The following is an 11182-nucleotide window of genomic DNA, read 5'->3' on the forward strand; positions in this document are numbered from 1 at the left end:
TCCTGCCTCCCGGAGACTGCCATGCGCCGCATCGGCCACTTCCTCAGCGACGCCTGGCGCCTCGCGGGTCCCTATTGGCGCAGCGAGGAGCGCTGGCGCGCCCGGCTGCTGCTCGGCGTCGTCGTCGCGCTGAACCTGTCCCTGGTCGGGATGAGCGTGCTGCTGAGCTACTGGAACCGCGAGTTCTTCAACAGCCTGCAGGAGAAGGATGCCGGCGCCTTCTGGTCGCTGCTGTTCTGGTGGCGGCAGACGGACAGCGGGCCGATGCCGGGCTTCGTCTTCGTCGCCGCGCTCTATATCCTCATCGCGGTCTATCAGCTCTATCTGCGCCAGGCATTGCAGATCCGCTGGCGGAGCTGGCTGACGCGGGAGGTGCTGGACCGCTGGCTGGCCGATCGCGCCTATTACCGCGTGGCGCTGACCGATCCCGGCACCGACAACCCCGACCAGCGCATCGCCGAGGATCTGCGCATGTTCGTGGACAATACCCTGGCGCTCGGCCTCGGGCTGATGCGGTCGGTGGTGACGCTGTTCAGCTTCGTCATCGTGCTCTGGGGCCTGTCCGGGCCGCTGACCGTGCTCGGCATCGATATTCCCGGCTACATGGTCTGGGTGGCGCTGCTCTATGCCCTGGCGGGTACCGGCCTCGCCCACCTCATCGGCCGCAGCCTGATCCGGCTGAACTTCCAGCAGCAGCGGGTGGAGGCCGATTTCCGCTTCGCCCTGGTGCGGCTGCGGGAGAACGTCGAGGGCGTCGCGCTCTATGGCGGGGAGGCGGATGAGAAGCGCGGGCTGAAGGACCGCTTCGGCGCGCTGATCGGCAATTGGTGGGCCATCATGGTCGCCACCAAGCGGCTGACCTTCTTCACCGCGGCCTATTCCCAGGTGGCGATCGTCTTCCCCTTCGTCGTCGCGGCCCCGGCCTATTTCGCCGGCCGCATCCCGCTCGGCGGGCTGACCCAGACCTCGGGTGCCTTCTCCGAGGTGCAGGGTGCGCTGTCCTGGTTCGTCGACAATTACGCCGCGCTGACCGAGTGGCGCGCCACGGTGCAGCGGGTCACCGGCTTCCTCGATGCCATCACCGCGGCGCGGGCCGCCAGCGGGAGCGGCATCCAGGCCGGCGCCGACGGCGGCGAGGCGCTGGTGATGGACAACCTCGGCATCGCCCTGCCGGACGGCCGGGTGCTGCTGGAGGGCGCCTCGGCGCGGATCGGCGCCGGAGAGGCCGTCGTCATCGCCGGCGCCTCCGGCAGCGGCAAGTCCACGCTGTTCCGGGCGCTGGCTGGCATCTGGCCCTTCGGCCATGGCCGGGTGCACATGCCGCCGCCGGCCGAGACGCTGTTCCTGCCGCAGCGGCCCTACCTGCCGCTCGGCAGCCTGCGCCGGGTGCTCTGCTACCCGCGGGACATGGCGGAGTTCTCCGATACGGTGGTGCATGCGGCGCTGGCCGATGCCGGGCTCGGCTATCTCGCGCCGCGGCTCGATACCGAGGAGGCCTGGGACCGCCAGCTCTCGGGCGGTGAGCAGCAGCGGGTGGCGCTGGCCCGGGCGCTGCTGCTGAAGCCGGCCTGGCTGTTTCTAGATGAGGCGACCGCCAGCCTCGACCCGGAGGCCGAGGCGCGCTTCTACACGCTGCTGAAGGAGCGGCTGCCGGGGACGGCGCTGATCTCGATCGCGCATCGCCCGGCCGTGGCGCAATACCACGACCGGTCGCTGCGGGTGCGGGAGGGCAGGCTGGTGGAGGCCTAGCCGGCCTCCTGGTCCAGCGCATACCCCGCCGAGCGCACGGTGCGGATCACGTCGGTGCAGCCCTCGATGTTGATCGCCTTGCGCAGCCGGCGGATATGCACGTCCACGGTACGCGGCTCGACATGGATGTCGCGGCCCCAGACGGCATCCAGCAGCTGTTCCCGGCTGAAGACCCGGCCGGGATTCTGCAGGAAGAACTCCAGCATCCGGTACTCGGTCGGGCCGAGGTGCAGCGGCTTGCCTGCCCGCGTCACCCGATGCGCATCCTGGTCCATGCTGATGTCGAGATAGGCCAGCATCCCCTTGGTGGCGATGCTGCCGGAACGCCGCAGCAGCGCCCGGATGCGGGCCAGCAGGCTGTCCATGGCGAAGGGTTTGGCGATGTAGTCGTCCGCCCCCATGTCCAGCGCCCGCACCGCATCCTGGTCCTCGGTCCGCGCCGTCACCATGATGATCGGCAGGTCGCGGGTCGCCGGGCGCCGCCGCAATTGCCGGCAGACCTCGATGCCCGAGAGCGCCGGCAGCATCCAGTCGAGCAGGATGAGGTCGGGCCGGGCCTCGGCGACGCGCAGCAAGGCCTCCTGGCCATCGGCGGCTTCCTCGACGCGGAAGCCCTGCTTCTCCAGGTTGTAGCGCAGCAGCGTGATCAGCGGCGCCTCGTCCTCCACCACCAGGATGGTTGGCCGGGCATGGCCCTGCACCAGCTCCGGCATTGCCCGAACGCCGCTCATCACACCGGCGGCCTTACGACGGCATAGGCCGAGGCATCGCCCTTGGGACGCTCATCCGGCAGGCTGTCGCCGTTCACGGCATAATGCACCGTCTCGGCGATATTGGTCGCATGGTCGCCGATGCGCTCGAGGTTCTTGGCGACGAACAGCAGGTGCGTCGCCGCGGTGATGTTGCGCGGATCCTCCATCATGAAGGTCAGCAGCTCGCGGAAGATGCCGTTGTAGACCTGGTCGACCGGCTCGTCGGCGGCCCAGACCTCGTCGGCGCGGTCGGCGTCGTTGTTGACCAGCGCGTCGATGGCGCCCTTCAGGTTCTCCTGCACCAGCACCGCCATGCGGTTGAAGCCGTTCAGGCTGCCGATCGCCGGCTGCTGCGCCAGCACGATGCTGCGCTTGGCGGCATTGCGGGCATAGTCGCCGATGCGTTCCAGCCCGTGGCTGATCTTGAGGCAGGCGATGATGAGGCGCAGGTCCTGCCCGACCGGCTGGCGCAGCGCCAGGATGCGGATGCAGAACTGCTCCACCTCCCGCTCCAGCGCATCGATCGCCACGTCGCGCCCGACCACCTCGGTGGCGAGGTCGGTATCCCGCCGCAGCAGGGAGGCGACGGCATCCGCCACCTGCCGCTCGGCGAGGCCGCCCATGCGGGCGATCATGTCGCGCAGCCGGCGGAGCTCCTCGGCATAGCTGCGGACGGTGTGTTCAGCCTGCTGTTCCATGCTCTGGGTCCTCAGCCGAACCGGCCGGTGATGTATTCCTGGGTCTTCGGGTGCCGCGGCGCGGTGAACAGCTGCGCCGCCGGCGCCACCTCGATCAGCTCGCCGAGGTAGAAGAAAGCGACCTGGTCGGCGCAGCGCGCCGCCTGCTGCATGTTGTGGGTGACGATGGCGATGGTGAAGTCGCGCTTCAGCTCGTCGATCAGTTCCTCGATCTTGAGCGTGGAGATCGGGTCGAGCGCCGAGGTCGGCTCGTCGAAGAGGATGACCTCCGGTCGCACCGCGATGGTGCGGGCGATGCAGAGGCGCTGCTGCTGGCCGCCCGACATGCCCATGGCGGAGGTATTCAGCCGGTCCTTCGCCTCGGTCCAGAGCGCGGCGCGCGACAGCGCCCATTCCACCCGCTCGTCCATCGCCGACTTCGAGAGCTGCTCGTGCAGCCGCACGCCGAAGGCGATGTTCTCGTAGATGGTCATGGGGAAGGGGGTGGGCTTCTGGAAGACCATGCCGACCTTGGAGCGCAGCTCGTTCAGGTCCACGTCGTCGTCGATGATGTTCTGGCCGTCCATCATCACCTTCCCCTCGGCGCGCTGGCCGGGGTAGAGGCTGTACATCCGGTTCAGCACCCGCAGCAGCGTCGACTTGCCGCAGCCGGAGGGGCCGATCATGCCGGTCACCTGGCGGGCCGGGATATCCAGGCGGATGCCCTTCAGCGCCTTGTTGGCGGCATAGTAGAAATCGAGGCCGTCGATGGCGACCTTGGCGTCGTTCAGCGTCGCCTCGGACCGCGCCTGCATCGCGCCCATGCTGGGCCGGCTGGCGGTGGTGGTCGTTGTGGAGCTCATGGCGTCTTCCTTTTCCGGTGCCGTGCGCTGCATCTACTTGCCGCCGCGCAGCAGGCTGCGGGCCGCGATGTTCAGGATCAGGACCGCGAGGGTGATGAGCAGCGCCCCGGCCCAGGCCAGTTCGATCCAGTCCTGGAAGGGCGAGCCGGCGTAGGAATAGATGGTGATGGGCAGGCTCGGCATCGGCTGGTTCAGATCGGTGGACCAGGCATTGTTGCCGAGGCTGGTGAACAGCAAGGGCGCCGTCTCGCCGGCGATGCGGGCGATGCCGAGCAGCACGCCGGTGACGATGCCGGAGATGGCGGAGCGCCAGCAGACCAGCATGATCATCTTCCATTTCGGCGAACCGAGGCCGATCACCGCTTCCCGCAGGGTATTCGGGATCAGGCTCAGCATGTCCTCGGTGGTGCGGACCACGATGGGGATGATGATGATGCTGAGCGCGACGACGCCGGCCCAGCCGGAGAAGCCGCCGAAGGGCAGCACCAGCAGCTGGTAGACGAACAACCCGATCAGGATGGACGGCGCCGAGAGCAGGATGTCGGAGACGAAGCGGACCACGTCGCCGAAGCGCGAGCCCTTGGCGTATTCCGCCAGGTAGGTCCCGACCAGCATGCCGATCGGCGTGCCGACCAGCGTCGCCAGCCCAACCTGGATCAGGCTGCCGACGATGGCGTTCAGCAGCCCGCCGTTCGAGCCCGGCGGCCGCGTCACCTCGGTGAAGACCGAGAGGTTGAGCGCGCCGAAGCCCTTGACGAAGAGCGTCGCCAGGATCGAGGCGAGGAAGACCAGGCCGATGCCGGTCGCCAGCAGCGACAGCGTGCGGGCGATGCGGTCGGCCCGCTTCCGGCGGCGGCCGAGCCGGGCGGCGACCGCCAAGTCCTTGACCGGGGCGAGGGCGGGGTGAGTGGTAGCGCTCATCGGGTCAGACCTTCAGCCGCGAGCGCAGCAGGAAGCGCGAGGTGGCGAGCACGATGAAGGAGAGGACAAACAGGATGAAGCCCAGCGCCAGCAACGCCGAGAGCTTCAGCGACCCGGTCTCGCTTTCCCCGAACTCCAGCGCCACGACCGAGGCGATGGTATTGCCCGGGCCGAACAGCGTGGTGGTGATGCGGTTGGCATTGCCGATGACGAAGGTGACCGCCATCGTCTCCCCCAATGCCCGGCCGAGGCCGAGCATGATGCCGCCGGCGACCGAGATGCGGGTATAGGGCAGCACGACGCCCTTCATCACCTCCCAGGTCGTGGCGCCCAGCCCATAGGCGCTTTCCTTGAAGACCGGCGGTACCTGCTGGAAGACGTCGCGCATGGTCGCGGCGATGAAGGGCAGGATCATGATGGCGAGGATGAGCGCCGCGGTCAGGATGCCGGTGCCGAAGGGCGGGCCCTGGAACAGCACGCCGATCAGCGGCAGCTCGCCGATGCTGTCGATCAGCGTCGGCTGGACGTACTGCGCCATGAGGGGCGCGATCAGGAAGAAGCCCCACATGCCGTAGATGATGGAGGGCACGGCGGCCAGCAGCTCCACTGCCGTGCCGACCGGGCGGCGCAGCCAGGGCGGCGCCAGCTCGGTCAGGGTGAAGGCGACGCCGAAGGCGACCGGCACGGCGAGGATGATCGCCAGCACGGCGGTGACCACCGTGCCGTAGATCGAGACGCCGGCGCCGAAGACCTCGGTCACCGGGTCCCATTCGGTGGACCAGATGAAGGGCAGGCCGAAGGCCTTGAAGGCCGGCAGCCCGCCGAGGAAGAGCTCGACGATGATGCCGCCGAGCAGCAGCAGGACCAGCCCGCCCGCCGCATGGCAGGCGGCGGAGAAGACGGCGTCGCCGAGGTTGGTGCGGCGACGCCCGGTGGGCCTCGCCGCGGCGGTCGGGAAGGTTGCGGCCTGCTGCATGCTCAGCGCTCCGGCAGGTGGTTCAGCCGTTCCAGACCGGCTGGCCGTTGGCCTTCACCTCGGCCTTCCAGGCGGCGCGGATGGCATCCTGCACCGGGGCGGGGACCGGGATGTATTCCAGCTCCTGGGCCAGGGTGGCACCGTTCTTGAAGGCCCAGTCGAAGAACTTCATCACGTTGCGGCTGCGCTCGGCATCCGAGGGGTTCTTCGGCAGCAGGATGAAGGTCGGTGAAACGATCGGCCAGGAGGTGGCGCCGGCCTGGTCGATCAAGCTGGCGGCCATGCCCGGCGCGGTCCAGTCGGCATTGGTCGCGGCGGCGATGAAGGCCTCCTGCGTCGGCTTCACGAACTGCCCGGCCTTGTTGCGCAGCTGGGTGGTGACCAGCTTGTTGCTGATGGCATAGGCATTCTCGACATAGCCGATGGCGCCGCGGATGTTCTTCACCGTGCCGGCCACGCCCTCGTTGCCGCGGGCACCGGTGCCGGCGGGGAAGCGGACCGAGGTGCCGACGCCGACCTTGCTCTTCCATTCCGGCGAGACGGCCGAGAGGTAGGAGACCCAGACGAAGGTGGTCCCCGAACCATCCGCCCGGTAGGCCGGGGCGATCGCCAGGTTCGGCAGCGCCAGCCCCTCGTTCAGGCCGGTGATGCGGGCGTCGTTCCACTTGGTGATCTTGCCGAGGTAGATATCGGCCAGCACCTCGCCGGTCAGCTTCAGTTGCTCGTTCTCGATGCCGGGGATATTCACGATGGCGACCAGGCTGCCCATGACCGCCGGGAACTGCAGGAGGTTGGCCTCCTCGAGCTGGGCCACCGTCAGCGGCGCGTCGGAGGCGCCGAAGTCGACGGTGCGATTCTTGATCTGGTTGATGCCGGCGCCCGAGCCGACCGACTGGTAGTTCACCGTCAGCCCGGTTGCGGTGCGGCCGGCCTCGGCCCATTTCTGGTAGACGGGGTTGGGGAAGGTGGCGCCGGCGCCGGTGATCTGGCCGCCCTGGGCGAAGGCCGGCATGCCGAAGGTGGCGGCGGCGAGGCTGGAGCCGAGCAGGAATTGGCGACGTTGCACGTGTGTCTCTCCGCGAATCTGGGCCAGCCGGGGTGTGGGGCACCCCGGCGCGGCGGCGCCTTCCTAGCCGGGCGGTAAGACGGTCCGATTGCAGTTCTATGAAGATACGATGACAGGTGGCCGGATATATCCGCCAGTCATCCGTATCTGGGGCGTCACTCCGGCGCCCAGCCCGGGCGGCGCTTCTCCCGGAAGGCGGCCAGCCCCTCGCGGCCCTCGGCGGAGGCACGCTGGATCCAGCCCTCATGCGCGAGCAGCGCCATCTGCCGCGCGTCCAGCTTCATCCCGTTGACGCCGAGCATGCTGTCCTTGGTCGCCGCCACCGCCCCGGGGGCCGAGAGCAGCACCGCCGCCAGCACCTCCTCCAGCCGCTGCTCGATTGCCTCCGGGTCCACCACCTCATGCACCAGGCCGATCCGCAGGGCCTCCTCGGCGCCGAAGCGCTCCCCGGTGATGGCGTAGCGCCGGGCCTGGCGGAGGCCCATGGCCTGGACCATCTGCGCTGAGATCGGCGTGGGGGAGACGCCGACCCGCACCTCGGTCAGGCCGAAGATGGCGGCCGGCGTGGCGAGGGCCACGTCGACGCAGCAGACCACGCCGCAGCCGCCGCCGAAGGCCGCGCCCTGGATGATGGCGATGGTGGGCTTGGGGAATTCGTTCAGCAGCTGCATGGCACGGGTGGTCGCCAGCGAGGCCTCGTAGGCGGCTTCGGGCGCATAGCCGGAGACCTCCGACAGCCAGTTGATGTCGGCGCCGGCGGCGAAATGCCGCCCCGCGCCGCGCAGCACCAGGGCGCGGACGCCGGGATCGGTCGCCAGATGGCCCAGCGCGCCGATCAGCCCCTCCAGCATCGCGGCGTTGTAGGCATTGCCCACTTGCGGCCGGTTCAGCGTGGCGGTGGCGATGCCGCGGGCATCGCGGGTCAGCAGGACGGGGGCGTCTTCGGGCATGGCGGTGGCTTCCTCCGGTTCGGACCCTTGTTAGCGCATTGACAGCCGCTTGGCGCCGGGCCGAGCCTGTCCCACCGCCCCAGGAGGCCCCGCGCCATGCATGCCACCCGCCCCACCCTCTATGGCACCCGCCACGCCGTCTCCGCCGGGCATTACCTGGCCGCCGCCGCCGGCTTCTCGGTGCTGGAGGCCGGGGGCAATGCGGTGGATGCGGGCTGCGCCGCCGGCATCGCCCTCGGCGTGCTGCTGCCGGACCTGGTGAATGTCGCCGGCGTCGCGCCCATCCTGATCCGCATGGCCGATGGCACGGTCGAGACCATCGCCGGCCTCGGGCCCTGGCCCGCCTCCATCCCGGCCGACCTCTTCATGCGGGAGCATGGCGGCAAGATCCCGAACGGCGTGCTCCGCACCGTGGTGCCGGCCGCGCCGGATGCCTGGATCACCGCGCTGGAGCGCCACGGCACCATGGGCTTCCACGACGTCGCGCAGCACGCCATCCGCTATGCCCGGGACGGCTACGCGGTCTATCCGCTGCTGGCCGAGAACATCCGTGCCCACGAGGCCGACTACGCCCGTTGGCCCGGCAATGCCGCCATCTTCCTCCCCGGCGGCCGCCGCCCCGAGGTGGGGGAGAAGTTCGTCCAGTCCGACCTCGCCCGCACCCTGCAGTACATGGCCGACGAGGAGAAGAAGGCGGCGGGGAAGGGGAGGCTGGCCGGCCTCGCCGCCGCCCATGCGGCCTTCTACCAGGGGGACATCGCCCGCGAGATCGCCGCCTTCATGACCCGCGAGGGCGGCTACCTCACCATGGCCGACCTCGCGGCCTACCGGTCCAGGATCGAGCCCGCGGTGCGCCGCAGCTGGCGCGGGCATGAGGTGCTGACCTGCGGCCCCTGGTGCCAGGGGCCGGCGCTGCTGGAGGCCCTGCTGCTGTTCGAGAAGGGCGGCTTCGCCACCATGGCGCACAACAGCCCCGAATACCTCCACCTGCTCACCGAATGCATCAAGGCGGCCATGGCCGACCGCGAATACCACTTCGGCGACCCCGCCTTCGTCGATGTCCCGCTCGACCGGCTGCTGGCCGATGGCCACCTCGCCGGGCGCCTCGCCGAGATCGACCCCGACCGCGCCCTGGCCGGCATGCCCGGCCCGCTGCTCGGCCGCAACGCCCCCGCCCAGTACGACCCCGCCGCGCGCAGCATGCCGATGGTCGAGGCCGATACCTCCTACTGCGCGGTGGTCGACCGCTGGGGCAATGCCTTCAGCGCCACGCCCTCCGACGGGTCCTGGAACTCGCCGGTGGTGCCGGGCCTCGGCATCATCCCGAGCAACCGCGGCAGCCAGTCCCGCCCGGACCCGAACCACCCCTGCGGCGTGGCGCCCGGCAAGCGGCCGCGGCTGACCCCGAACCCGGCCATGGTGGTGACGGACAAGGGCGGCGTCATGCCCTTCGGCACCCCGGGCGGCGACGTGCAGATCCAGGCCATGCTGCAGGTGATGGTGAACATCCTGCACTTCGGCATGGAGGTGCAGGAGGCGATCGAGGCCCCCCGCATCGCCAGCTATTCCTTTCCCTCCTCCTTCGCGCCCTTCGACTACTTCCCCGGGCGGCTGGCGGTGGAGGACGGCATCTCCCAGGCGACGCGGGATGCCCTGGCGGCCAAGGGCCATGAGGTGAAGGACTGGCCGCACCGGACCTGGCTGGCCGGGACCGTGGAGGTGGTGCTGAGCAACCCGGAGACGGGGATGCTGGCGGCGGGGGCGGATCCGCGCCGGCCGGCCTATGCGATCGCCAGCTGACAGGTGACGAGGCAGGCTCCGGCCTGCCGCGGTTGCGTCAGGCGGCCGCCGATGCGATAGCAATCCCGGGTGTCGGGTCCGCCATGGACCGGGCAGGGTCTAACGCTGGTCGGGCCGCCAGCGGTGGAATCCTGTGCCTGGAGACCCCGTCATGGCCCATCACGATACCCAGCCGAGCGCGCTCCGGCGTTTCCTCCATGGCCAGTCCTCCGCCGGCCTGGTGCTGATGGGCACGGCCGCCCTGGCCCTGGTGCTCGCCAATTCGCCGCTCGGTCCGGGCTATGAGGCCCTGCTGCATGCCACTGTCGGGCCGCTGTCCCTCGGGCATTGGGTCAATGACGGCCTCATGGCGGTGTTCTTCCTGCTGGTCGGGCTCGAGATCAAGCGCGAGGCGCTGGATGGCCAGCTGTCCAGCTGGCCGCGCCGCATCCTGCCCGGGGTCGCGGCGGCCGGGGGCATGGCGGTGCCGGCCCTGGTCTACCTGGCCTTCAACCCCGGCCCCACCGCCCAGGGCTGGGCCATCCCGGCCGCGACCGACATCGCCTTCGCCTTGGGCGTCATCTCGCTGCTCGGCAAGCGGGTGCCTGCCTCGCTGCGGGTCTTCCTGACGGCGCTGGCCATCATCGACGACCTCGGCGCCGTGGTCATCATCGCCCTGTTCTATACGGCGGGACTGTCCCTGCCTGACCTGGCGGGGGCGGGCGTGGTGATCGCCATCCTGGCCGGGATGAACCGCTTCGGCGTGCGGGCCCTGACGCCCTATCTGCTGCTCGGCCTGGTGCTTTGGGTGCTGGTGCTGCGCTCCGGCGTCCATGCCACGCTGGCCGGCGTGATCCTCGCCTTCACGATTCCCCTGCAGCGCACCCCGGGCCGCCCGGATCAGGAACCGGGCAGCCCGCTGCACCGGCTGGAACATGCCCTGCACCTGCCGGTCGGCTTCCTGGTGCTGCCGATCTTCGGCCTGGCCAATGCCGGGGTGCCCTTCCTCGGCATGCCGGGCGAAGCGCTGGTGGCGCCGGTCACCCTCGGCGTCGGGCTGGGGCTGCTGGTCGGCAAGGTGGTCGGCGTGCTGGGCTTCTCCCTGCTGGTGATCCGGCTCGGCTGGGCGGATATGCCGGCCCATGCGGGCCGGCTGCAGCTGGCCGGGACGGCGCTGCTCTGCGGCATCGGCTTCACGATGAGCCTGTTCATCACCCTGCTGGCCTTCCCCGGCGACCCGCTGCTGCAGGCGGAGGCGAAGATCGGCATCCTCGGCGGGTCGCTGGTCGCGGGGCTGCTGGGCTATGCGCTGCTGCGCTTCGCGCCGCAGGATTGGCCGGGGACGGCGTCGCGGTAGTCCGCTTCCTCTGGGGTTTGGGGAGGTAGCATCCTCCTCGACCTCGCCTACCGATCCGCCGCCGCCCGGACCCGCCCCCCCGGCCGCACGTC

Annotated in this window: 10 protein-coding genes; 3 read left to right on the forward strand and 7 right to left on the reverse strand. The window is 70.0% G+C overall.

What is annotated here, in order from left to right:
- The first annotated feature begins 21 nt into the window (after positions 1-21).
- Positions 22-1749, forward strand: coding sequence for an ABC transporter ATP-binding protein/permease (locus AC0IW9_RS20830; RefSeq protein WP_471650224.1), 1728 nt, complete (start codon positions 22-24; stop codon positions 1747-1749).
- On the opposite strand, the gene phoB is transcribed toward AC0IW9_RS20830, so the two are convergent.
- The 7 genes from phoB to AC0IW9_RS20865 form a co-directional block, all read right to left on the reverse strand.
- On the reverse strand, positions 1746-2480 hold the full coding sequence (gene phoB, locus AC0IW9_RS20835) for a phosphate regulon transcriptional regulator PhoB (protein ID WP_471650225.1): 735 nt from the start codon (positions 2478-2480) through the stop codon (positions 1746-1748). The genes AC0IW9_RS20830 and phoB overlap by 4 nt on opposite strands.
- Complete coding sequence (phoU, locus tag AC0IW9_RS20840) at positions 2480-3199, reverse strand: phosphate signaling complex protein PhoU (protein ID WP_471650226.1); 720 nt, start codon at positions 3197-3199, stop codon at positions 2480-2482. Before phoU ends, phoB begins: the two co-directional genes overlap by 1 nt.
- A gap of 11 nt (positions 3200-3210) precedes the next feature.
- Complete coding sequence (gene pstB / locus AC0IW9_RS20845; protein WP_471650233.1) at positions 3211-4002, reverse strand: phosphate ABC transporter ATP-binding protein PstB; 792 nt, start codon at positions 4000-4002, stop codon at positions 3211-3213.
- A 72-nt stretch (positions 4003-4074) separates the two neighbouring features.
- Positions 4075-4962, reverse strand: coding sequence for a phosphate ABC transporter permease PstA (pstA, locus tag AC0IW9_RS20850; protein ID WP_471650227.1), 888 nt, complete (start codon positions 4960-4962; stop codon positions 4075-4077).
- Between the two features lie 4 nt (positions 4963-4966).
- Positions 4967-5938: a phosphate ABC transporter permease subunit PstC gene (gene pstC / locus AC0IW9_RS20855; RefSeq protein WP_471650228.1), complete on the reverse strand. Its 972-nt coding sequence runs from the start codon at positions 5936-5938 to the stop codon at positions 4967-4969.
- A gap of 22 nt (positions 5939-5960) precedes the next feature.
- A complete protein-coding gene (gene pstS, locus AC0IW9_RS20860) occupies positions 5961-7004 on the reverse strand; it encodes a phosphate ABC transporter substrate-binding protein PstS (RefSeq protein WP_471650229.1) in 1044 nt (347 codons plus the stop codon).
- Positions 7005-7159: 155 nt separating this feature from the next.
- Positions 7160-7954 (reverse strand): enoyl-CoA hydratase-related protein, encoded by a 795-nt coding sequence (locus tag AC0IW9_RS20865; protein WP_471650230.1) that lies wholly within the window; start codon positions 7952-7954, stop codon positions 7160-7162.
- Positions 7955-8050: 96 nt separating this feature from the next.
- Between AC0IW9_RS20865 and AC0IW9_RS20870 the strand changes: the two genes are divergently transcribed.
- Together AC0IW9_RS20870 and nhaA are read left to right on the forward strand one after the other, a co-directional pair.
- Positions 8051-9754 (forward strand): gamma-glutamyltransferase family protein, encoded by a 1704-nt coding sequence (locus AC0IW9_RS20870; protein WP_471650231.1) that lies wholly within the window; start codon positions 8051-8053, stop codon positions 9752-9754.
- Between the two features lie 151 nt (positions 9755-9905).
- On the forward strand, positions 9906-11090 hold the full coding sequence (gene nhaA / locus AC0IW9_RS20875; protein WP_471650232.1) for a Na+/H+ antiporter NhaA: 1185 nt from the start codon (positions 9906-9908) through the stop codon (positions 11088-11090).
- The last annotated feature ends 92 nt before the right edge of the window (positions 11091-11182 follow it).

The organism is Belnapia sp. AC561 (assembly GCF_979252845.1).

What these genes read in the sequence shown, in the direction of transcription:
- pstA (WP_471650227.1), bottom strand. Translation starts at nt 4,962, where the DNA reads ATGAGCGCTACCACTCACCCCGCCCTCGCCCCGGTCAAGGACTTGGCG.
- phoU (WP_471650226.1), bottom strand. Translation starts at nt 3,199, where the DNA reads ATGGAACAGCAGGCTGAACACACCGTCCGCAGCTATGCCGAGGAGCTC.
- nhaA (WP_471650232.1), top strand. Translation starts at nt 9,906, where the DNA reads ATGGCCCATCACGATACCCAGCCGAGCGCGCTCCGGCGTTTCCTCCAT.
- AC0IW9_RS20870 (WP_471650231.1), top strand. Translation starts at nt 8,051, where the DNA reads ATGCATGCCACCCGCCCCACCCTCTATGGCACCCGCCACGCCGTCTCC.
- phoB (WP_471650225.1), bottom strand. Translation starts at nt 2,480, where the DNA reads ATGAGCGGCGTTCGGGCAATGCCGGAGCTGGTGCAGGGCCATGCCCGG.
- pstB (WP_471650233.1), bottom strand. Translation starts at nt 4,002, where the DNA reads ATGGGCGCGATGCAGGCGCGGTCCGAGGCGACGCTGAACGACGCCAAG.
- AC0IW9_RS20830 (WP_471650224.1), top strand. Translation starts at nt 22, where the DNA reads ATGCGCCGCATCGGCCACTTCCTCAGCGACGCCTGGCGCCTCGCGGGT.
- pstC (WP_471650228.1), bottom strand. Translation starts at nt 5,938, where the DNA reads ATGCAGCAGGCCGCAACCTTCCCGACCGCCGCGGCGAGGCCCACCGGG.
- AC0IW9_RS20865 (WP_471650230.1), bottom strand. Translation starts at nt 7,954, where the DNA reads ATGCCCGAAGACGCCCCCGTCCTGCTGACCCGCGATGCCCGCGGCATC.